This window comes from Gemmatimonadota bacterium (genome assembly GCA_016720805.1).
GTDB lineage: Bacteria > Gemmatimonadota > Gemmatimonadetes > Gemmatimonadales > GWC2-71-9 > Palsa-1233.
In genome coordinates this window covers 72424-94523 of the sequence record JADKJZ010000009.1, presented here as the reverse complement: position 1 = coordinate 94523, position 22100 = coordinate 72424, and the positions used below count along the sequence as shown (strand labels likewise).

Annotated in this window: 16 protein-coding genes and 1 tRNA gene; 14 read left to right on the top strand and 3 right to left on the bottom strand. The window is 68.5% G+C overall.

The features are described 5' to 3' along the window. The first annotated feature begins 4 nt into the window (after positions 1-4). Positions 5-1747, top strand: coding sequence for a peptidase M14 (locus tag IPP98_08920; protein MBL0179230.1), 1743 nt, complete (start codon positions 5-7; stop codon positions 1745-1747). A gap of 84 nt (positions 1748-1831) precedes the next feature. Here IPP98_08920 and IPP98_08915 read toward each other — a convergent pair whose 3' ends face one another. From IPP98_08915 to IPP98_08905, 3 genes are all read right to left on the bottom strand, one after another. Further along, positions 1832-4171 (bottom strand): DPP IV N-terminal domain-containing protein, encoded by a 2340-nt coding sequence (locus tag IPP98_08915; GenBank protein ID MBL0179229.1) that lies wholly within the window; start codon positions 4169-4171, stop codon positions 1832-1834. Between the two features lie 132 nt (positions 4172-4303). Next, entirely contained in the window at positions 4304-5626 is a 1323-nt protein-coding gene (locus IPP98_08910; protein ID MBL0179228.1) for a hypothetical protein, read from the bottom strand. A gap of 64 nt (positions 5627-5690) precedes the next feature. Next, on the bottom strand, positions 5691-6707 hold the full coding sequence (locus tag IPP98_08905) for a M28 family peptidase (GenBank protein ID MBL0179227.1): 1017 nt from the start codon (positions 6705-6707) through the stop codon (positions 5691-5693). Between the two features lie 126 nt (positions 6708-6833). Between IPP98_08905 and IPP98_08900 the strand changes: the two genes are divergently transcribed. The 13 genes from IPP98_08900 to IPP98_08840 all read left to right on the top strand — a co-directional run bounded on the left by IPP98_08900 (position 6834) and on the right by IPP98_08840 (position 22041). After that, positions 6834-7865, top strand: coding sequence for a multicopper oxidase domain-containing protein (locus tag IPP98_08900; protein ID MBL0179226.1), 1032 nt, complete (start codon positions 6834-6836; stop codon positions 7863-7865). Between the two features lie 83 nt (positions 7866-7948). Further along, a tRNA-Ser gene (locus IPP98_08895) sits at positions 7949-8037 on the top strand. A 64-nt stretch (positions 8038-8101) separates the two neighbouring features. After that, complete coding sequence (msrP, locus tag IPP98_08890) at positions 8102-9016, top strand: protein-methionine-sulfoxide reductase catalytic subunit MsrP (GenBank protein MBL0179225.1); 915 nt, start codon at positions 8102-8104, stop codon at positions 9014-9016. Next, a complete protein-coding gene (locus IPP98_08885) occupies positions 8985-9659 on the top strand; it encodes a sulfoxide reductase heme-binding subunit YedZ (GenBank protein MBL0179224.1) in 675 nt (224 codons plus the stop codon). The genes msrP and IPP98_08885 overlap by 32 nt, the downstream gene beginning before the upstream one ends. A gap of 70 nt (positions 9660-9729) precedes the next feature. After that, positions 9730-10077 carry a hypothetical protein gene (locus IPP98_08880; GenBank protein ID MBL0179223.1) on the top strand — a complete coding sequence of 116 codons (348 nt, stop codon included), beginning with the start codon at positions 9730-9732 and terminating at the stop codon, positions 10075-10077. Between the two features lie 209 nt (positions 10078-10286). Then, positions 10287-12518, top strand: coding sequence for a TonB-dependent receptor (locus IPP98_08875; GenBank protein MBL0179222.1), 2232 nt, complete (start codon positions 10287-10289; stop codon positions 12516-12518). Then, positions 12508-13815: an exo-alpha-sialidase gene (locus tag IPP98_08870; GenBank protein ID MBL0179221.1), complete on the top strand. Its 1308-nt coding sequence runs from the start codon at positions 12508-12510 to the stop codon at positions 13813-13815. Before IPP98_08875 ends, IPP98_08870 begins: the two co-directional genes overlap by 11 nt. Before the next feature lie 134 nt (positions 13816-13949). After that, positions 13950-17204: a hypothetical protein gene (locus IPP98_08865; protein MBL0179220.1), complete on the top strand. Its 3255-nt coding sequence runs from the start codon at positions 13950-13952 to the stop codon at positions 17202-17204. 2 nt (positions 17205-17206) lie between these two features. Further along, entirely contained in the window at positions 17207-17806 is a 600-nt protein-coding gene (locus IPP98_08860; protein MBL0179219.1) for a class I SAM-dependent methyltransferase, read from the top strand. 35 nt (positions 17807-17841) lie between these two features. Beyond that, positions 17842-19215: a beta-glucosidase gene (locus tag IPP98_08855; protein ID MBL0179218.1), complete on the top strand. Its 1374-nt coding sequence runs from the start codon at positions 17842-17844 to the stop codon at positions 19213-19215. A gap of 41 nt (positions 19216-19256) precedes the next feature. Further along, positions 19257-19802 (top strand): bifunctional pyr operon transcriptional regulator/uracil phosphoribosyltransferase PyrR, encoded by a 546-nt coding sequence (gene pyrR / locus IPP98_08850; GenBank protein MBL0179217.1) that lies wholly within the window; start codon positions 19257-19259, stop codon positions 19800-19802. Further along, positions 19799-20758, top strand: a complete 960-nt coding sequence (locus tag IPP98_08845; GenBank protein MBL0179216.1) for an aspartate carbamoyltransferase catalytic subunit — start codon at positions 19799-19801, stop codon at positions 20756-20758. The genes pyrR and IPP98_08845 overlap by 4 nt, the downstream gene beginning before the upstream one ends. Then, on the top strand, positions 20755-22041 hold the full coding sequence (locus tag IPP98_08840) for a dihydroorotase (GenBank protein MBL0179215.1): 1287 nt from the start codon (positions 20755-20757) through the stop codon (positions 22039-22041). Before IPP98_08845 ends, IPP98_08840 begins: the two co-directional genes overlap by 4 nt. Positions 22042-22100 lie beyond the last annotated feature (59 nt).

The following is a 22100-nucleotide window of genomic DNA, read 5'->3' as shown; positions in this document are numbered from 1 at the left end:
GACGATGCTCACGCGCTCCCTCGCCACGCTGGCGTTGCTCGTCGCCGCCGTCGCGCCGGCCCCCGCCCAGCAGGCTCCCACCGCCCTCGGCTCACTCGCTGCGGCCGGTTCGCCCAAGGCACCGAAGGTGATCCTCAACTGGGATCGCTTCTATGACCACGCCGCCATCGGTGAGATCGGCCGCCGACTGCAGGCGGCGCACCCGAACACCTGCCGCCTCTCCTCGATCGGCAAGAGCTTCCAGGGCCGCGAGATGTGGCTGCTGACGGTCACCGACTTCACCAAGGGCGACGCCGACAAGAAGCCGGCGATGTACATCGACGGCAACATCCACTCGAACGAAGTGCAGGGCACCGAGTTCTCGCTGTACACGGCCTGGTATCTCTGCGAGATGCAGGGGCAGAACGCCTGGGTCGATTCGCTGCTGGCGACCCGGACGCTGTACATCGTCCCGACCATCAATCCCGACGGTCGCGAACATTTCATCAAGCAGGCCAACACCGCCTCGTCGCCGCGCACCGGGTTGGTGCCGCGGGACAACGACGGCGACGGCAAGGTGGATGAGGACCAGCTCGACGACCTCGACGGCGATGGGCACATCACCCAGATGCGGCGGCGCAACCCGAACGGCCGCTTCATCGAGAGCCCGGAGGACCCGCGCATCATGATCCCGGTGCTCCCGGGGCAGCGCGGCCAGTGGGAACTGCTTGGTGGCGAAGGGCTGGACAACGACGGTGATGGGCAGATCAACGAAGACGCGGTCGGCGGCTACGACCCGAACCGCAACTGGCCGTGGCGTTGGCAGCCGCCGTACGTGCAGGGCGGCGCGGACTTCTATCCGACCTCGCTCCCGGAAACGCGTGCCGTGATCGACTTCGCACTGGCGCATCCGAACATTGCCGGCGCGCAGAGCTACCACAACAACGGCGGGATGATCCTCCGCGGGCCGGGGTCGCCGCAGGACGAGTTCCGCCCGCAGGACGTGGCAGTCTTCGACCAGATCGGCCGGACCGGCGAGCGGATTCTCCCGGGCTATCGCTACATGATCGTCTGGAAGGATCTCTACATCGTCTGGGGCGGCGAGCTTGACTGGTTCTATGGGGCCCGGGGCGTCGTGACCTTTTCCAACGAACTCTGGACCAGCTTCAAGCTCTTCGAGAAGGCCGAGACCAGCAGCAACCGGTACGACCGGACCGACTACGAGTTCGACCGGCTGCTGCTCTTCGGCGATGCCTTCGTCCCCTGGAAGAGCTTCAACCACCCGCAGTACGGCATGGTCGAGATCGGTGGCATGAAGAAGAACTTCGGCCGAACCGAACCGGGCTTCCTGATGCAGGCCGAGGCGCATCGCAACATGGCGTTCTCGCTCTATCAGGCGTGGCAGATGCCACAGGTCGAGGTGGATACCATCACCACGCGCGCGCTTGGGAACGGGCTGACGGAAGTCACGGCGATCGTGGCAAACCGTCGCCTCGTGCCAACCCACACGCAGCAGGACGTCGAGAACCGCATCTCGCGGCCCGACTATGTCACGCTCACAGGTGGCACGGTGCTCACGGGCTACCGGGTCATCAATCCCAACACCGGTACCTCGATCGAACAGCCCAAGTCGCCGGCTCGCCTCGAGTTGAGCAACATCCCGGGCAACTCGGTGGTGACGGTCAAGTGGATCGTGCGCGGCAGCGGGCCGTTCACGGTGACCGTCGACGCGGAGAAGGGTGGGTCGCACAGCCGCACGTTGCGCTGAATACACCGATCCCCGGGCAGCCGATCATCGGCTCCCGGGGATCAGTGTATCCTGGCCCCTCAGCGGGACGGTCCTGCCGAGCGGTCAGCGCCCGCCCGCGCCGATCCGATACTCGCGGGGCGGAGTGGCGTGGAGCAGGTTGGTGACGAAGTAGTCCCATCGACGCCGCATCATGTAGTTGGATGCCGCGCCGTAGCCGTGCCCCGCGTTCGGGATCATCAGCAGGTCGAAGTCCTTGTTCGCCTTGATCAATTCGTCGACGACCAGCCAGGTGTTGTTGGGCGGGACGTTGTTGTCGCTGGTCCCGTGGGCTAGCAGCAGCTTTCCCTTGAGGTTCTTGACCAGCGTCTGATTGGCCTCGGCCGTGTAGTTGTCGGTGCCGTCGGGGTTCTTCGTCAGCAGTCCCTGGTAGCGCTCGCCCCAGTCGTCCTCGTAGACGCGGTTGTCGTGGTTGCCCGACTCCGCGATGCCGACATGGAAGAAGTCCGGATAGCGGAACATCGCATCGGCCGTCGCGAAGCCGCCGCCCGAGTGGCCCCAGATGCCGACGCGCGTGAGGTCGATCCACGGGAAACGCGCGGCCAGCTCCTTCATCCCGGCCACCTGATCGGGCAGGGTGTTGTCGCCCATCTTGCCGTAGTAGGCATCCATGAACGACTTCTTCCGATTCGGCGTGCCCATGCCGTCGATCTGCACCACGATGAAGCCGAGTTCGGCGAGCGCACCGGCGTCCCCGCGGGCGGGCGAGAAGGCACGAGACCCCATGCTGCCCGTCTGCGGCCCGGGGTAGATCTGGTTGATGATCGGATACTTCTTCGACGGGTCGAAGGTGCTCGGCCGGAAGAGGACGCCGTAGATGTCGGTCGTGCCGTCGCGACCCTTCATGGTGATCCGCATCGGCGGGGTCCAACCGGTGGCCGTGAGCTTCGAGACATCGACACGACCGAGCTCCTGCAGGATCTTGCCCGTGGCGTCGCGCAGCACCGTCACCGGAGGCGTATCAGGAGTGGAGTGCGTCGAGATGACGTACTTGCCGCTCGGCGAGAGCTGCGCGTCGTGCTCGAAGTCTTCCGGAGTGAGCGCGACGATCGGATCCTTGTCGATGTTCACCCGATAGAGGTGGCGGAAGTACGGGTCGCCCTTCGGGTCGCCCCCGAGCCCGGTGAACCAGATGGTGCGCGTCGGCTCATCCTCGCGGACGATCGCCGAGACGTTGCAGGCGCAATTCGTGGCGGTCCGCTTCAGCTGGCCGTTGTCGAGGTTGTACAGGTAGAGGCGACCCCAGTCCTCGCGCTGCGAGTACCAGAGGATCTCGCGGGTGGTCCACCAGACGCGCCAGCCGCTCCGCGACTCGAACTGCGTCGGCGACGTCTCCTGCATCACGGCCTTGACCTCGCCGGTGCTCGTGTTGGCCAGCCGTACCCACACCTGCTTGTGGTCGCGCGAGACGGAGGCAAACGCCAGTTCACTGCCATTGGGCGAGAACTTCACGTCGTTCATCGAGATGTTGTCGCCGAGGGTCGAACGATGCTGGTCCGGCGCCATCTTGAGCCGCGTGACGGTGGCGCTCGGCACGTCGATCACCACCCGCTCGATCATCGTCACGACGCTATCGCCCGGCAGCGGGTATTTCCACGCCCGGAGCTGCGGCGGGCCGGCCACCACGCTGACCAGGTACATGTCGCTGACCTTGCGCTGGTCCTGCTGGAAGGTGGCGATCTTCTTGGAGTCCGGGGACCAAAGGACGACCGGCCGGTCGCTGGTGGTCCAGCCGGCGTTGTCGGTGGCGTAGCCATAGTTGGGCTTGCCATCGGTCGTGAGCGCCGTCTCCTTGCCGCTGGCGACGTCGCGGACCCAGAGGTTCCAGTCGCGGATGAACACCGCCTTGCTGCTGTCGGGCGAGGTGACGCTCAGCCCGCCCGCGCCGCCGCGCCCACCGCCGCCACCGCGGCCGCCGAAGCCACCCGCGGCGCCCCCGCCCGTGGCAACTCCCGCATCGGTGCAGACCTTCCCGGCGCGGTCGCACGCCCAACGCCGTCCGGCAGCCGCCACCGTGACGGTCTTCTCGTCGGCCGAGAGGTCGAGGGTCTGGAACGGCAGGGCCTCAGCCGAGATCGTCGTCTTGGTGACGCTGCTCAGCCGGGCGGCCAAGGCCGCATGGTCGAAGAGCGGGACCGCCTTCTTCGAGGCGGGGGTCACCAGGAAGAACTCTCCCTTGGTACCGGTCGCCTTGCGGTACCAGAACCGGTCACCGCTCAGCCAGGTGGCTCGGCCGGCACCCCCGGTCACCAGCGGGGTGGTCGCGGCGGCCAGAAAGCGTTCGGCACGGGCGTAATCGGCCGCGGTGACCTGCTGCGCGGCGATGGGGAGGGCGACGGCCAGCAACAGGCCGCCGGCGAAGATCACGGAACGGAAGGAGCGCATGCGGGCGCCTCGGGCGGGGTGGGGAGCACTGTTCGGGGAACCCCCGAAGTTGCCTCCCCGGTCGCGATCAACACAAGTCCGGAGGGGGAGACGAGGTCGGCGTCCCCCTCCGGACGCATGTCGGTGCCCGGGTCAGGGCACGACGAGATAGGGCGACTGGGCCAGGTTGATCAGGCCGCCGAGCGAGGTCGTGTTGAAGTAGTTGGTGCGGGTGGCGTCCAGCAGCGAAGGTGTCCACGGTTGAGCCCCGGCGTACATCAGATCGCGCGGGTCATTGCCGACGTGGCCGTCGAAGGCATGGTTCGGCGCGGCGGCGTCGACGATTCCCAGAATGTGCAGGATCTCGTGCACAGCGATGAACTCGAGGTAGCCCGGAGCCGACGTGGGCGACGCCGCGAAGGCATTGGTGGCGCAGCCGGGCGCCCCCGGCGGGGTTCCCTTCAGGTAGAGGCCGGCGATCCGCCCGGGCAGCGCCGGTGGACGCGGCGCGCTGCCACACGCGGTGGTGTTGATGCCATCGAAGTACACGGCGTACGCCTTGGTGGCGCTGTTGAAGCCGAGCGCGGCCAGGTCCTTCTCCAGCGAGTCGCGCATCGTGATGCCGTAGCCGGCGTACTGTGCCTCGGTGCGGGCCAGCCGAACAAAGGCGATGTCGAGCGCTCCCTGGAACGTGTCGAAGCGGAACCGCCGCCCACCGGCCTGGCCCGCGAACCAGCGCTGCCACGACGAGACCGTGCGGTGAATGGTGCGATCGGTATCGAGGTTGCGGTCTGCCCCATCGGAAGGGAGGACGTAGAGGAACTTGACCTGCGGCAGCGCCGAGTCGTCGGTACGCTCCGTGGTGCTGCGGGCGTTCACGGCCAGTGCGTAGGTGATGGTCCGCGCCGCCGTCGCGCCGGCGGTCACGTCGGTGGCGCCGCTCGTCGCGACGTACCCGATGCCCACATCGGAGACCATTGGCGCGGTCACCGTGTAGCTGCCCGGGGCCAGATTGCTGAGCGTGGTCGACGCGGTCAGCGTCTGGGTGAAGCCTCCGGGGCCGGCGAGCTGCACCGACGGCAGCACACCAGCAGGCTGTCCCTCGATCACGAGGTTCAATGCACCAGACGACGCCGTGTAGGTGACCGTCACGCTGGCGCTGCCACCGACGCTGACCTGCACGCTCGCCGGCGTGGCGGGGCCGGCGAAGGCGTACAGTGTTCCCGCGACGGGCGCCGCCGCGACGCTGTAGCTCCCCGGTGCGAGGCCGGTGAGTGTCTGTGCCGACGTGAGGGTGGTGGTGAATCCGTTGGGCCCGGTGACCTGCAGGGACGGAGTGCCGCCGCCGGTCAGTCCCTGCACCTGGACGGTGAGGCTGCCGGTGGTCGCGGGTGGCGTGGTGGGTTCGGTGCCACCACCGCACGCGCTCAGGGCGGCGAGCAGCATGGCGGCCAGGGAGAAGCGAATGCGACGCATGGGATCGACTCCGGATGGGGAAGAGGGCTCTCCCCCTTCATGCGCCACCCGGAGCCGAATCAGCTCACTGCGTCGGGGCCCGCGCCACCGGCGCCTCGTCGAAACGTCGAATGAAGTCCGCCACGGTCCGCACCACGCCGACGTAGAAGCCCGGCATCAGTCGCTCGGGGGTATCGCTCGGCTTGTGGTAGTCGGGATGGTCCTCGACACCGAAGTAGACAAAGGGAATCCCCTTCCGGTGGAACGACCCCTGGTCAGACTGGTTGGTCCAGTCGTTCCCCGGTCCTGCCGCCGGCGTATCGTGCCCGATCAGCGTCGTCACCGGAGAACACGCCGCCGTCGCCTGCACGAGCGGGAGGAGCTGGGGGTACTTCCCCGGGCCGGAGGCGTAGACCTCCCCCTTCGCGTTGCGCCCGACCATGTCCATGTTCACGTTCACGAGGATCTTCTCCAGCGGCACGGTCGGGGCATCGACGAATCCGCGGCTGCCCGGCATCCCGCGCTCCTCGCCATCGACCGCGGCGATCACGATCGTGTGTCGCGGCGGCACCTTCCGGAAGTGGGCGGCCAGCGCGACGAGTGCGGCTGCACCCGAGGCGTTGTCGTCCGCCCCGTTGTAGATCGAATCGTTGTCGACCGCGCGACCCACACCGACGTGATCGTAATGCGCCGTCACGACGATGTATTCCTCGGGGAAGGCGCTGCCGCGGATGACCCCGACCACGTTGAAGGCGTGGTCGATGTTGTTGTTCCTCGGTGCCGCGATCACGGGCACGCGATGCAACCTCCCCGGCGGCAGCGTCGCGATCCCCAGGGCGTCGAAGCGCGAGGCGAGAAAGTCGCGGGCCTTTGCGCCTTCGAGGGAGCCCAGTGCTCGGCCGCGCATCGAATCGGCGGCCAGCCGGAAGACATCGCGCAGCAGGCCGATCGAGTCGAGGGCCGGCAAGGGGGCGCAGCCGGGATGGGCCGGCGGAATCACCGCAAGGTTGCGCGGCGTCTGGGCTGCGCTGGGTGCGGCCGAGTTGCCGGCACAGGCGGCCACGAAGGCCACGAGGGGGAGGAAGCGGGAGCGGCGACGCATTGGGGTCCCGGGAACGGAGGGAGAAGGGTCCATCGTTGGACTGAGGGGAAGGGTATCGCATTTGCGCCCATTGGGCCAGCCGATGCAGCGCGTTACCTTCCGCACTCCCCCCACCCTGAGCCCACCATGTCCTCACGCACACTGCTGCTCGCTCTGCTCCTTGCTGCATGCGGCGGCAAGACCGCTGAGCGACCCGCCGAAACTCCGTCGACGGATTCACGCACTGCGCCGACCGGCGCGTCCCCGGCAGCGATGTCGCACGGCGAAGCGAAGGTGAACGATCCGGCCGTCCCGCTGCACCGTGCCGCCGAAGCGCCGCCGCGGAGCACCGCGCGCCGACACGCGGTCCGGATGACCACCTCGCACGTGCGTCACGTGATCGCCCCCGGCGTTCGCTACGACGGCTGGAGCTTCGATTCGGTCGTGCCGGGGCCGGTCGTTCGCGTCACCGTTGGCGACACCGTCGATTTCACCATCGTCAACCGCGCCCCGATTCCGCATTCGATGGACTTCCACGCCGCGGAGATCGCACCCAGCCGTGCCTACGTGAATGTGAATCCGGGCGATTCGCTCTCATTCCAGTTCGTGGCCCGCGTGCCCGGCGCGTTCATGTACCATTGTGGCACCGCGCCGGTGGCGGCGCACATCGCCAACGGGATGTACGGCGCGATCGTGGTGGACCCAGTGCGGCCGCTGCCTGCCGCGCGCGAGTTTGTCCTCGTGCAGAGTGAGTTCTACCTCACGCCTCCGTCGGGGCCGGACTCGTTGCATGCGCTCGACTGGGGGCAGTTGCTCGACCTGACCCCCGACCACGTCGTCTTCAACGGCGTCGCCGGGCAGTACGCCGCCCATCCGTTGGCCGTCACGCCGGGCGAGTTGGTGCGCTTCTACGTGGTGAACGCCGGTCCGAACCGGGTCTCGGCCTTTCACCTGGTCGGCGGGATCTTTGACCGGGTGCGCGTCGGCGGTTTTGGCCCGCCGCTGGAAGGCGTCCAGACCTTCAACGTCCCGGTTGGTGGTGGGGTGATCTTCGAGGCGCGGTTGACCGAGCCGGGGATCTATCCGTTCGTGAGCCATGCCTTCGCCGATGCGACCAAGGGAGCAGTCGGGATGCTCCGCGTCGGCAACCCCGGTCCAGTGCCGGCTGGCGGCCACTAGGGCCCGCCCCGGGGGCGGCCCGGTTGGCTCCGGTGCCGTCCCCCGGCTACTTTCCGCCCCGCGCAGGGCCACTGACTGCGTCTGGACAGGTGCTCGAGTGGTTGAAGAGGAACGCCTGGAACGCGTTTAGGCGGTTTACGCCGTCTCGAGGGTTCGAATCCCTCCCTGTCCGTTGTGGGAACCGAAGTCGCCTCTCGGGCGTAGGATCTGTGAACCCTCCCCCCGGAGCCCTGCCCGTGCTGATCCGCCGTCCCCCCGACATCCGCACCGCCGAGATCACCGACGAGTCGCTCTACCTCTCGCGCCGCGCGTGGCTCGCCTCGGTGGGGCTGGCTGCGGTCGCGATCACCCCGGGGCACCTCGCCGCGCTCGGACGGCGCTGGCAGCAGGGCGGTGACCTCAAGCCGTCGTCCTACAAGGACATCACCACCTACAACAATTTCTACGAGTTCGGGACCGGCAAGGGCGATCCGTCCGAGAACGCGCACACTTTGCGGCCGCGGCCCTGGTCGGTGCGGGTCGAGGGCGACGTCAAGAAGCCCGGAACCTACGATCTCGACGTCCTGCTCAAGGGGCTGCCCGTCGTCGACCGGACCTATCGCCATCGCTGCGTCGAGGCGTGGTCGATGGTGATCCCCTGGAACGGCATTCAGCTGAAGGACCTGATCGCCAAGCTCGAGCCGGGCCCCAAGGCCAAGTACATCGAGTTCCACACGCTCTATGACCCGATCCAGATGCCGGGGCAGAAGAGTGACCTCATGCCGTGGCCGTACGTCGAGGGGCTTCGCCTCGACGAAGCGCGCCACCCCCTCACGTTGCTCGCCACCGGGATCTACGGCAAGACGCTGCTCAACCAGAACGGCGCGCCGCTCCGCCTCGTGGTGCCGTGGAAGTACGGCTTCAAGGGCGGCAAGTCGATCGTCAAGATCCGTTTCGTCGAGCAGCAACCCCGCAACAGCTGGCAGCTGCTGGCACCGGACGAGTACGGTTTCTTCGCCAACGTGAATCCCGCGGTCGACCACCCGCGCTGGAGTCAGGCGCGCGAGCGGCGGATCGGCGACTTCCTGAAGCATCCGACGCTGCCGTTCAACGGTTACGCCGATCAGGTGGCGTCGATGTATGCCGGGATGGATCCCCGCAAGCTCTACTGACCGGATGACAGCCTCGCAATGGATCGGCCGGGTCGTGCGCCCGGCCGTGATCATCGGTGGCCTCGGCCCCGGGATCTACCTCGGACTCGGCGTGCTTGGCATCACCGCGATCGATCTCGGCGCCAACCCCGCCGAGAAGCTGGAGCATTTCACGGGTACGACCACGCTCGTGCTGCTGCTGCTCTCACTCTGCATCACGCCGCTGAGGAAGGTCACCGGGATCAACCCCCTGGTCCGGCTGCGCAAGCCGATCGGGCTCTGGGCCTTTGCCTACGCCGTGGCCCATATGGGGTGCTACCTGGTCTTCGACCAGTCGCTGCTGTGGGGCGAGATCTACTACGACATCCTCAAGCGCCCGTACATCACCGTCGGCTTCTCGGCGTTCCTGATCCTCCTCGCGCTGGCGCTGACGTCGAGTGCCTGGGCCATCCGTCGCCTCGGCAAGCGATGGAACACGCTGCACAAGGCGGTCTACATCGCGGCGGTCCTCGGGGTCTTTCACTACCTCTGGCTCGTGAAGCTGGACACCTCGACGCCGATCGCCTTCGCGGTCGTGTTGATCGCGCTGCTGGCGGCCCGGATCAGCCGACGCACGCCCCCCCATCCCCGACCGACCGACACGGAATTAACTTCCCCGGCGTGATCACCACGCGCAGACCCCTCCGCGGACTCTCGGCCCTCCTGTTGCTGCTCTCCCCGGTGTGGGGGGGCAGTTGCTGACGTTGCTCCACCCTTGTCCGGCAGCGGTCACGGCGCAGGCGCCGCCGGCGGTGCAGGGTGTGGAAGTGGTCCAGATGGCAGGTCACTCGCACGCGATGTCGCACGCGGCGCCGGCCGCGCCGACGCCGCCCCCCGACGCACACCACCACGCCGCCGGGACATGCGATTGCCTCGGCAGTTGCCACACACCCGCGCTCGTCGGCGCGCCGCAGGCGCAGATCCTCGTCGTCACCATGGTGGCGCAGCCGGCAGCGCGTGCCGCCTGGCCAGCGATTGAATCCACCGTGCCCTCGCGGCCGGTGGACCGACTCCCCCCAACCACCGCACCTCCCAGCGTCTGACACGGGCGCCCAGGCGCCCACCGTGTCAGTCCACGCCGCCTGCCCCTCCAGGGTAGGGCGGCGCACATGTCGTGGCCCACCCGGGCCGCCCATCTACGCTGTGGAGTTCATCCATGTCTGGTGTGTTTCACCCTCGCCCTCGCCTTCGGGCCGCGGTTCCCCTCTGTTCGCTACTGCTCCTCGTTACCGCATTCCCGCTCACGGCCCAGGTGAAGCGTGACTCGGTCCAACGGCTCCCGGACATCGGGGTGGCGTTCAAGCGCCGCACCACCGATGGCGATACGGCCGCTCTTCCGCTGCTCCAGAAGTTGACGCTCCCGACGACCGCGAGCATCACGGCGGCGCAAGCGGAGCGGACCGTCAACGCCCTCGATGCGCAGGATGTCCTCAAGTACCTCCCGAGCATCTTCCTTCGGAAGCGCAACTACGGCGACAACCAGGCCACCGTCCAGACGCGGGTGTGGGGGGTCTCCTCGTCGGCGCGCTCCCTCGTGTTCGCCGATGGCGTGCCGCTGTCGGCGCTGATCGGGAACAACAACACCATCGGTGCGCCGCGATGGGGGCTGATCTCCCCTCAGGAAATCGCGCGGGTCGATGTGATGCAGGGCCCCTACTCGGCGGCCTACGCCGGCAACTCGCTCGGCGGCGTGATCGAGATCTCCACCCGGCTGCCCGAGCGGTTGGAAGCGTCGCTGTCGCAGACCTTCGCCAGTCAGTCCTTTGACCTGTACGGCACGTCGCGCAACTACGGCACGCTCCAGACTGCTGCCAACGTCGGCAATCGCTACGGCCGGTTCGCCTTCTGGGCGAGTGGCAACTATCAGCGGAGCAACAGTCAACCGCTCGCGTATGTGACGAGCAGCTCGTTTCCGGCCGGGACCACCGGCGGGATTGCGGAACGCAACAAGCTCGGCGGCACGGCCAACATTCTCGGCGCCACCGGCTTGCTGCAGACGGACATGACCAACGGCAAGGTGAAGCTGGCGTATGATCTCACGCCGACCCTGCGGGCGGCGTACACCTTCGGCATCTGGAACAACAGCTCGGAATCGGGCGCCGAGTCGTACCTGCGCACGGGGGCGGGCGTGGCCACCTACGCGGGGCAGTCCGGCTTTGCCACCGGCAGCAATCGGCTGAGTCAGTGGCACACGTCGCACAGCCTGGCAGTGCGCACCACCTCGCGCGGCGCGTGGAACGGCGAGGTCGTCGCGACGCGCTACCGCTTCGACACCGATCAGCAGCGCTCGCCGTCGACCGCAGCGGCCAACGGCACCTCGGTCGGCGCCGCCGGCCGGCTCTCGCTCCTCGACGGGACCGGGTGGTCGACGCTCGACTTGAAGGGGGCCTGGCAACGCGGCGGCGCCGAGGCACGTCACACGGTCACGGCTGGCCTGCACTACGACGCCTACGCCCTGGTGAACCCGAGCTACAATCTTGCCGATTGGACCACTGGCACCGCGACGACCGCGACCTCGCTCGCGACTCGTGGCGATGGCAAGACGCGGACGCAGGCAGCGTGGGTCCAGGATCGTGTGCGCCTCACGCCGACGCTCGCGCTCACCGTGGGTGGTCGCTACGAAGGGTGGCGTGCGTATGATGGCGTGAACACCAATGGCGCCACGACAGTGCGGCAGGCAGAGGTCAGCGAGGCGCGCTTCTCGCCCAAGGCCTCGCTGCGCTGGGCGCCAGAGTCTCCGTGGTCGGTGACCGCGTCCCTGGCGCAGGCGTACCGCTTTCCGACCGCGACCGAGCTCTACCAGTTGGTGACCACGGGGCAGACGTTCACCTCGCCGGCGCCCGACCTGAAGCCGGACGATGCCCTCTCCGCCGAAGTGCGGATCGCAGGACAGTTCGATCGCACCCTGGTGCAGCTGGCACTCTTCCAGGATGACGTCCACGACGCGATCATCGCCCAGTTCCAGCCGCTGGTGCCCAACTCGGCCACGTTGTACTCGTACCTCTCCAACGTGGATCACATCCGCGCGCGGGGCGTGGAGCTGGCGGTGACCCGCGCGGCGGCGCTGCTGCCGCGGCTCGACCTTTCCGCCAGCGTCACCTACGTCGACGCCAAGACGCTGGCACTCTCTGGGCGGGCCAGTGCCTCGGCACCGGCGGGGACGGCCATCGGGAAGCGCGTGCCGAACCTCCCGGATTGGCGCGCCACCGCGAACGCGACCTACCGGGCGACGGACCGCCTGTCGCTGTCGCTCGCGGGCCGGTACAGCGGCGACATTTACACCACGCTCGACAACGCGGACGTGAACCCGAACACCTATCAGGGCTTCTCCTCCTGGTTCGTCGCCGATGCGCGGGCAACCTACCGGCTGGATGGGCATCTCACCGCGGCACTCGGCATCGACAATCTCAACAACCGGAAGTACTTCCTCTTCCATCCCTTTCCGCAGCGCACGCTGGTGGGGAGCCTGCAGTATGGCCTCTGACCGGCCGGGTAGCCGCTGGGTCTCCATCCGTCACGCGATTGGCGTGACGGTCCTGCTCGCGGGTTGCGTCGGAGGCGAGCCCCCGCTCGCCTTCGATGCGGCACGCGAGGTGACCACGTCCACCGCGGTGGGCATCGGCCCGATGGTGGCCTTCTCGCCGTCAGGGCACCGCGCCGCGGCGTGGGTGTCCGCGCCAGCCGGCGGCACCGATGGCCGGCTCTATGTCGCCCTCGACGATGGCGCACCGACGGAGATCCGTGACACGCTCGGTCCGATCGAGGGACGCAGCGAGGCGCCGCCCAAGCTGGCGTTCGGCGCCGACGGGACCCTGCACGCCATCTACGTGGTGGTGAAGGACGACTCCGCCGCGAAGCAGCCACTCGAGGCGATTCGCTACATCCGCTCTGTCGACGGAGGAACCCGCTGGAGTGCGCCGATCACCGTCAGTCACGATGGCGTCTTCGGCGCGCACTCCTTCCACGCGCTGCACGTGATGCCCTCGGGTGGCCTGGTGCTGTCCTGGCTTGGCGGCGCGGCCGGTGAGGCCGGCGTGTGGGTCACGCACTCGACCGATCACGGCGCCACGTGGGCCCGCGAGACTCTGGTGGACGGCGGCGAGACCTGCGAGTGCTGCCGGACCGCGCTGGCAAGTGCGCCGGACGGGACCCTCTATCTGGCCTGGCGGCATGTCTATGACGGCAACATGCGTGACATCGTGGTCGCGCGGTCCGACGATGGGGGATCGACCTGGTCATCGCCGCGCCGCGTCCATGCCGACGGCTGGTCGTTCGATGGCTGCCCTCGGGCGGGCCCCTCGATCATGGTCGACGCGACGGGCCAGCTGCATGTCGCGTGGTGGACCGGGAAGAGCGGCGCGGCAGGCGTCTGGTACGCCCGTTCTGCGGACCGCGCCGAGACCTTCGGGGCACCCGTGGCGCTCGGCGTGGCCGAGACGTCCCGGCCCGCGCACGTCCAACTGGCGGCTCAACCGGCGGGCGGCGTGCTGGCGGTGTGGGACGACGGCACGACCGCCTCGCCTACCATCCTGCTCCGACGGACGGGAGCGGATGGCGCGAGCTTCGGGCCGGCCCAGCCACTCAGTCAGCCGGGCCGTTCCGTCGCGAATCCGGTGATGGCCATCCACGGTGGGCGCGTGGTGGTGGCCTGGACGGAGTTGCCCTCGGCCCCCGCGGCTGCGACCGCGGCCCCGGCCGCCAAGGGTGGCCACATGGCGCATCGAGGAATTCGCGCGATCGGGCGCGGGACGGTCGTCCTTCGGGAGGCGACGCTTCCGTGAATCGGGTCGGATGGGCGGTGGGTCGGGCGACCCCTTCCCATCCGGCGGTTCGCAGGTCAACCTTTCGAAGGATTCCCCCGTAAAGGGGGTGACCGGCGTCCCCCCGGCTTTTCCTCCAGCAACGAGTCCGCCTGATGCGACGTGCCTACGTCCGCGCTGCCGCCACGTGCCTGCTCCTCGGCGCCGTGGCCCCCTTGTCTGCCCAGCTCTCGACCCCCCTCGACTCCGCCACGCTCAACGCCTTCCGCTGGCGTGAGATCGGCCCGGCCAACATGCAGGGCCGGGTCACCGACGTCGAGGGGATTCCGTCACCGTCGCGCACCTTCTTCGTCGCGGCGGCGGCGGGTGGCATCTGGAAGACGACGAATGGCGGCGTGACCTTCCGCCCGCTCTTCACCAACGAACGCGTCGTCTCGATGGGCGACCTCGCGATCGCGCCGAGCGACACGATGCAGATCTGGGCGGGGACGGGCGAAGATGACTCCCGCAACTCCGTCTCACCGGGGCAGGGCATCTACAAGTCGATGGACGGTGGCCTCACCTGGAAGTTGATGGGGCTCGAGAAGACGCAGACGATCGCGCGCATCATCGTGCACCCGACCAATCCGCAGATCGTGTACGTCGCCGCGCTGGGCGCCATCTGGAACAGCAACCCCGAGCGCGGCCTCTACAAGACGACCGATGGCGGGGCGACGTGGCGCCTGGTGAAGTTCATCAGCGACAAGGCCGGCTTCATCGATGTTGCGATGGATCCGACCAACCCGAACGTCCTCTTCGCCTCCAGCTACGAGCGCGTGCGCGGCCCCTATTTCCTGAAGAGCGGCGGCCCCGGCAGCGCGCTCTGGAAGAGCACCGATGCGGGCGAGACCTGGACCGAGGTCAAGGGCGGCGGCTTCCCCGAGACGATGAAGGGCCGCATCGGCCTGGCCATCGCGCCGAGCAATGCCAGGATCATGTATGCGCTGGTCGAGGCCGACACCGTGGCGAATCCGAAGGGGAAGACGGGAGTCGGCACGCCGGCGGTTTCGCCGTCGGGCCTCTACCGCTCGGCCGATGGCGGCGCGACTTGGACCAAGATGGCCAACAACAACACGCGGCCGTTCTACTATTCGCAGGTCCGCGTCGATGTGAAGAATCCGGATCGCGTCTACTGGTCGTCCACGCCGGTCAACTTCTCGACCGACGGCGGCAAGACGGTCCGGCAGACCACGGTCGGTCTCCATGTCGACCACCACGCGATGTGGCTCGATCCGAACGACGAGAACCGGATGGTCGTCGGCAACGACGGCGGGATCGGGATCTCCTTCGACAAGGGCGGCAACTGGTGGTTCCCGAACTCGTTCGCCATCGGCCAGTTCTACGCCGTGTCCTTCGACTTCGCGACGCCGTACAACGTCTGCGGCGGCCTGCAGGACAACGGCGCCTGGTGCGGCCCGAGCCGGCGCCAGCAGGGCCCGATCACCAACTCGATGTGGTTCACCTTCAATGGTGGCGACGGCTTCGTGACGGCCCAGGACCCGACCGATCCGAACGTGATCTACGGTGAGTCGCAGGGCGGCGCCATGAGCCGCACCAACCTGCTGACCGGCGAAAGCTCGAACCTCCCGAAGCCGACGTGGCGTGCCCGCGCCAATGCGTGGCGTGACACGATCGCGGTGCTCGAGGAGAGCCCGACGGCAGCGACCCCCGCCACGAAGAAGCGGATCGCCGAGATCACCGCGATGATCGCCGCGGACTCGGCCGCGCTCACGCTGCGCTGGAACTGGAACACGCCCTTCTTCATCTCGCCGCACAACAGCAAGACCTTCTACGCCGGGTCGAACCGGGTGATGAAGTCGGTCGAGCGCGGCGACGACATGTATCCGATCTCGCCCGACCTCAGCTACGCCGACACGATGAAGATCCGCGTGTCGACGCGCACGACGGGCGGCATCACCACCGACGCCACCGGCGCCGAGACGTTCGGGACGATCGTCTCGCTGGCCGAGTCGTATGTCCGGCCGGGGCTGCTGTACGCCGGCACCGACGACGGCCGCGTCTGGCTCACGCGAAACGACGGCGCCTCGTGGGAGGAACTCACGGGCCGCTTCCCTGGTGTGCCGGCCGGGACGTACGTCTCGCGCATTGAGCCGTCGTACGCCGACACGAACACGGTCTACATCACCTTCGACGGGCATCGCACCGGCGACTTCACGCCGTACGTCTACATGACCCGCGACTACGGCAAGACCTTCAAGTCGATCGTCGCCAACCTCCCGACCGGCGGCGTCGACTTCGCGCACGTCGTGCGCGAGGACCCGGCGAATCCGAACGTGCTGTATGTCGGCACCGACGTCGGGGCGTACCTGTCGCTGAACAAGGGCGGATCCTGGCAGAAGTTCATGAACGGCCTGCCGACCGTGCCGGTGCATGATCTCAAGATCCATCCGCGCGATCGCGAGCTGATCGCCGGCACTCACGGCCGCTCCATCTGGATCGTCGATGTCACGCCGCTCCCGCAGATGAGCGACAGCGTGATGGCGCTGGCCGTCGCGCAGTTCAAGCCGAAGACGGCGGTGCAATACACCCAGGCGCCGATGAACGGCGAGTCGACCGGACAGGCCCTCTTCCGGGCCAATTCACCCGCCTACGGGGCCGAGATCAGCTACCGCGTCTCGGCCGCCGGCGCGGCCTCGTCCGCGTCGATCCTGATCGTCAACGCGGCGGGCGACACGGTCAGTCGGCTCACCGGTCCGGGGGCCGTCGGGTTGCACCGGGTGACCTGGGGCTTCCAGATCACCCCGCCGCCGGCCGCGCCGCGAGCGCAGACCCCGTCGCAGCGTCGTGACTCGCTGCTCACGATCAAGCGTCGGAACACGGTGTTCGATTCGCTCAAGAAGGCGGGGGCGGATACCGCCGCGCTCGCGCGGGTTCGCAAGTTGATCGAGAATCCCGCGGGGGCTTTCCCGGGCGCCGGTGGACGCGGTCAGGGTGGCGGCGGTGGCCGTGGTGCCGCGGGCGGCGGACAGGCGCCAGCGTGGGTCGAGCGTCCGGGTGAGGGCGGCGGCGGTGGTGGTGGTGGTGGCGGCGGACGTGGCGCAGGTGGTGCCGCCGGTCTGCTGGCCCAGGCCGCCGGGGCGGACAGCGCGCTGGCCCGCACGGTCGCCGGCTTGGTCACGTTGCCGGGTGCCGCACAGGGCTTTGGTGGAGGCGGCGGTGGCGGCTTCGGTGGCCGTGGCGGCGCCGCCCAGCCGGGCGACTATCTGGTGATTGTCCGCGTGGGTGGGACCATCTCGAAGCAGGTACTTCGGGTGGAGCGCACCGCCAGCATGTTCAGCGGCAACCCGTTCCAGCTGCAGGGCCAGGACGACGATGATCACGAGGAGGGTGGTGGCGGTCGGCGCAAGTAGTCGTGCCGAAGCGCTACGACCAGGCGTATTTCGATCGGTGGTACCGTGACCCGGCGCACAGCGTCGGGTCACGGGCCGATCTGGCCCGTCAGGTGACCTTTGCCGTGGCGGTGTCCGAACAACTGCTCTGCCGACCGATCCGGTCGGTGCTCGATGCGGGGGCGGGGGAGGGGCGGTGGCAACCGCTCCTGCACCGCCTCCGGCCGCATGCGCGCTATGCCGGTGTCGACAGCAGCGAGTGGGCGGTCGCCCGCCACGGCCGCCGCCGCAACCTGCGCCTCGGGACGCTGGAGACGCTCGACCAGCTCGGCCTCGATGGCCCCTTCGATCTCGTCGTCGCGGCCGATGTCCTCCACTATCTCCCGACGCCGGTCCTGCGGCGGTCCCTCGCGGCCATGGTGCCGCTGATCGGTGGCGTGGCGTTCCTGCCGACCTTCACGCGCGATGACGCCAGCGAAGGGGACCATCACGGCTTCCAGCCGCGGCGCGCCAGCACCTATCGACGTCTCTTCGGCGAGGCGGGCTTGATGCCGATCGGGATGCACGCATGGGCCCCTACCGCGCGACGACGGGAGCTCGCAGCGCTCGAGCGACTCGGCTAGCCTCGGCATCGCAGCGCATCGGGTTATCATGACAGATGACTCGATCGACCACTTTCCCGACCAACTTCGTCTGGGGCGCCGCGACGTCGGCCTACCAGACCGAGGGACATCCGCTCGCCGATGGCGCCGGCGTTTCGATCTGGCACCGCTTCGCGCACACTCCCGGCACCATCGCTGACGGCACCACGGGCGACCTCGCGTGCGATCACTATCATCGCTGGCCCGAGGACATCGCCTTGATGCGCCAGCTCGGGCTGCCGGCGTATCGCTTCTCGATTGCCTGGGGTCGGATCTTTCCCGACGGGATCGGTCGCGTGAATGCGGCCGGCCTCGCGTTCTACGACCGCCTGCTCGACGCAATGCTCGAAGCCGGCATCGCCCCGTGGGCTACCCTCTACCACTGGGACCTGCCCGCGGCCCTCGATGACCACGGCGGGTGGCTGCACGAAGACAGTCCGGATTGGTTCACCGAGTATGCCACGCTCTGCTTCCGGCATTTCGGCGATCGCGTCGCCTCCTGGGCCACCCTGAACGAACCGCGCATCATTGCCGACCGTGGCTATTTCCGGGGCACCGGCGCGCCGGGCCACCGGAACCTCGCGGCCGTGCCGCGCGTGGTGCATCACCTGCTGCTGGCCCACGGGCAGGCGGTGCGGGCCGCCCGGACCGAGGGAGTCGACGAGATCGGCATCGTGGTCAACATCGAGCCGCGCGAGCCCGCCAGTTCGATGTTGGCGGACATGGCCGCCGCCCACCGCGGCAACGTCTACTTCGACCAGATGTTTCTCGATCCGATCCTGCTCGGTCGCTACCCCGACGCGTTGCCCGCCCTGCTCGGGGAGCACTGGCACGATCCGGATCCGCGCGACTTCGCGCGCATCGCCGAGCCGATCGATTTCGTCGGCATCAACTACTACACGCGGGTGCTGGTCCGGCACGATCCCGCCAACCCGCCGGTCGAGGAGGCGCGCGTCCGCGTCGAGAGCGCGCCGCACACCGCGATGGACTGGGAGGTGGTCCCCAGGGGGCTCACGCTGACGCTGCTGGAACTCACCGACCGCTACGGCAACATCCCGCTGGTCGTCACCGAAAACGGCGCGGCCTACGACGACCCGCCCCCGGTCGACGGCCTGGTGGCCGATCCCGAGCGCGTCGCCTACCTCCGGAGCCACCTCCAGGCGGCCCATGCCGCCCTCGAGGCCGGGGTAGACCTGCGCGGCTACTTCGTCTGGTCGCTGCTGGACAACTTCGAGTGGGCCCATGGCCTGGCGCGCCGCTTCGGGCTGGTGCACATCGACTTCGGCACGCTCGCGCGGACCCCGAAGCAGTCGTTCCACTTCTATCGCGAGGTCATCCGGAGTCGGGGAGCGGTGGCGCTGGCACCGGTCGGGGACCTCGCGACCGAGTGAGCGTGGTCGGCGACGGGTAGGCGGATTATCTTCCGCCTCCGATGCCCACCTCATCCCGCCTTCTCGACGCCCCGGCCATGGGACGTGTGCTCGCGCGGATGGCCTCGGAACTGGTCGAACGGACCGCCGACGCCCCGAGCGTGGCCCTCATCGGCATCCAACGCCGTGGCGTCGAACTCGCCGAGCGTCTCGCCCCCCTCCTCGAAGCCCAGCTCCATCGACCGCTGCTCCGCGGCTCGCTCGGCATCACGCTCTATCGCGACGACCTGCAAGCCATCGGGCAGCGCCCGGTGGTGCACGAGACACGACTGCCGCAGGCCATCGATGGCGCCACGGTCGTGATTGTCGACGACGTCCTCTACACCGGCCGCACCATCCGGGCGGCCCTCGACGAGATCGCCGACTTCGGTCGGCCGCGGCGCATCCTGCTCGCGGTCCTGGTCGACCGCGGCGGACGCGAGTTGCCGATCGCCGCCGACGTGGTGGGCGTGACGGTGACGACGACGGCCCACGATCACGTGAAGGTCTCGGTGCAGGAGCGCGATGGCAGCGATGGGGTCGAGCTCGTGCGCGGAGGGTCGGCATGACGACGTCGCTGCTGGGGAAGGACCTGGTCGGGCTCGAGCACCTGACGCGCGAACAGATCACCGCCATCCTCGACACCGCCGAGCCCTTCAAGGAAGTGTCGGAGCGGCAGATCAAGAAGGTGCCGGCGCTGCGCGGCAAGACGATCGTGAACCTCTTCTTCGAGGCGTCGACGCGGACGCGGATCTCCTTCGAGTTCGCCGAGAAGCGGCTCTCCGCCGACACGGTCAACGTGGCGGCGTCCGGCTCCTCGGTCTCCAAGGGCGAGACGCTCGTCGACACCGCGCGCAATCTCGAGGCGATGCGGATCGACATGGTCGTGATCCGCCATCCCGGCTCCGGCGCCGCGCGCTTCCTCGGCGACCGCATCGAGTCGAACGTGATCAACGCCGGCGACGGCATGCACGAGCATCCGACGCAGGGACTGCTTGACCTGCTCACCTTGCGCGACCGCTTTGGCCGGATCGAGGGACTCAAGGTCTGCATTGTCGGCGACGTCCTGCATTCGCGGGTGGCGCGCAGCAACATCTGGGGCCTCACCCGCCTCGGCGCAGAGGTCGCGGTGTGCGGACCGGCGACGCTCCTCCCGCGCGACGTGGAGGCGCTTGGCGTGCGCGTCTTCCGGCGCATCGAGGAGGCGATCGAGTGGGCCGACGCCCTGAACGTCCTGCGCCTGCAGCTGGAACGGATGACCTCCGGCTTCATCCCGTCCCTGCGCGAATACAATCGGGTCTTCGGCGTCACCAGCGAGAAGCTGGCGCGGGCCCCGAAGGACCTGCTGATCCTCCATCCGGGCCCGATGAATCGCGGCGTCGAGATCGACTCCGACGTCGCCGACGGCGCCCACTCCGTCATCCTTCCGCAGGTCACCAACGGCGTCGCCGTCCGGATGGCCGTGCTCTATCTGCTCGCCGGTGGCTCCCCTGATTGGGGCGCCGGCGGGGGCGAGGCCGCATGACCGCTCCGATCCTCTTCCGCGGCGGTCGCGTCGTGGATCCGTCCCAGGGCCTCGACGAGGTCACGCACCTGCTGGTCCTCGACGGGCGCATTGCCGCCATCGGCCGTGACGTCGGCACCCCGGACGGCGCACAGGTGATCGACGCCGCCGGCTGGGTGGTCGCGCCTGGCCTGATCGACGTGCACGTGCACCTGCGCGAGCCAGGGCAGGAGGATCGCGAGACGATCGCGACCGGTGCCGCCAGCGCCGTCGCGGGGGGCTTCACCGGGATCTGCGCCATGCCCAATACCGATCCGGTGATCGACAACCAGTCGGCCGTCGGCTTCGTGAAGTCGCGCGGCGAGGCCGCCGGCCTGGCGCGCGTCTTCCCGATCGGCTGCATCTCGGTGGGGCAGAAGGGTGAACGCCTCGCGGAGTTCGGGGAGATGGTCGCGGCTGGCGCGGTCGCTGTCAGCGATGACGGCCATCCGGTGATGTCGTCGCAGTTGATGCGCACCGCCCTGGAGTACGCGCGCACCTTCGGCATTCCGGTGGCGGATCACTGCGAGGACACGCCCCTGGCGCACGGTGGCGCGATGCACGAGGGGATCATCTCCACCCGCCTCGGCCTCAAGGGAATTCCCGCAGCGGCCGAGGAGATCCACGTGGCGCGCGATTGCATCCTCGCGGCGCTCACGGGGGGGCACGTCCACCTCTGCCACATGAGCACGCGTGGGTCGGTCGATCTCATTCGCCGCGCCAAGGAGCAGGGACTGTCGGTCACCGCCGAAGCGGCGCCGCATCACTACACGCTGACCCATGAACGCGTCGGCGACTACGACACCAATGCGAAGATGAATCCGCCGCTCCGCGAGGATGCCGATCGCGCGGCCATTCGCGCCGCGCTCGCCGACGGCACCATCGATTGCATCGCGACCGACCACGCGCCGCACACCTACGATGCCAAGGAGCGCGAGTTCGATGACGCCCCCAACGGGATCATCGGGCTCGAGACCGCGCTCTCGCTCGGCCTCCGCGAGTTGGTCAACGGCGGGGTGCTGTCGCTGGGGACATTGATTGAGCGGATGAGTTGCGCGCCCGCCCGTCTCTGGCATCTTCCCGGGGGCACGCTGCGCGTTGGCGGCGTCGCCGACATCGTGGCGTTCGATCCGTCTGCGGAGTGGGTCGTCGATCCGGCGCGGATCCGCTCCCGGTCGCGCAACACGCCGTGGGCTGGCGAGACGATGCCCGGTGTGGTCAAGCGGACGGTGGTCGGTGGCCGGATCGTGTTTTCGGGGCAGTGATGCCATCGAGCGAGTGCCGGGACGACCTCGAGGTCGGGCGGCAGCGGTCGATACTTCCA

What these genes read in the sequence shown, in the direction of transcription:
- IPP98_08920 (MBL0179230.1), top strand. Translation starts at nt 5, where the DNA reads ATGCTCACGCGCTCCCTCGCCACGCTGGCGTTGCTCGTCGCCGCCGTC.
- IPP98_08915 (MBL0179229.1), bottom strand. Translation starts at nt 4,171, where the DNA reads ATGCGCTCCTTCCGTTCCGTGATCTTCGCCGGCGGCCTGTTGCTGGCC.
- IPP98_08910 (MBL0179228.1), bottom strand. Translation starts at nt 5,626, where the DNA reads ATGCGTCGCATTCGCTTCTCCCTGGCCGCCATGCTGCTCGCCGCCCTG.
- IPP98_08905 (MBL0179227.1), bottom strand. Translation starts at nt 6,707, where the DNA reads ATGCGTCGCCGCTCCCGCTTCCTCCCCCTCGTGGCCTTCGTGGCCGCC.
- IPP98_08900 (MBL0179226.1), top strand. Translation starts at nt 6,834, where the DNA reads ATGTCCTCACGCACACTGCTGCTCGCTCTGCTCCTTGCTGCATGCGGC.
- IPP98_08885 (MBL0179224.1), top strand. Translation starts at nt 8,985, where the DNA reads ATGCCGGGATGGATCCCCGCAAGCTCTACTGACCGGATGACAGCCTCG.
- IPP98_08870 (MBL0179221.1), top strand. Translation starts at nt 12,508, where the DNA reads ATGGCCTCTGACCGGCCGGGTAGCCGCTGGGTCTCCATCCGTCACGCG.
- IPP98_08865 (MBL0179220.1), top strand. Translation starts at nt 13,950, where the DNA reads ATGCGACGTGCCTACGTCCGCGCTGCCGCCACGTGCCTGCTCCTCGGC.
- IPP98_08855 (MBL0179218.1), top strand. Translation starts at nt 17,842, where the DNA reads ATGACTCGATCGACCACTTTCCCGACCAACTTCGTCTGGGGCGCCGCG.
- pyrR (MBL0179217.1), top strand. Translation starts at nt 19,257, where the DNA reads ATGCCCACCTCATCCCGCCTTCTCGACGCCCCGGCCATGGGACGTGTG.
- IPP98_08845 (MBL0179216.1), top strand. Translation starts at nt 19,799, where the DNA reads ATGACGACGTCGCTGCTGGGGAAGGACCTGGTCGGGCTCGAGCACCTG.
- IPP98_08840 (MBL0179215.1), top strand. Translation starts at nt 20,755, where the DNA reads ATGACCGCTCCGATCCTCTTCCGCGGCGGTCGCGTCGTGGATCCGTCC.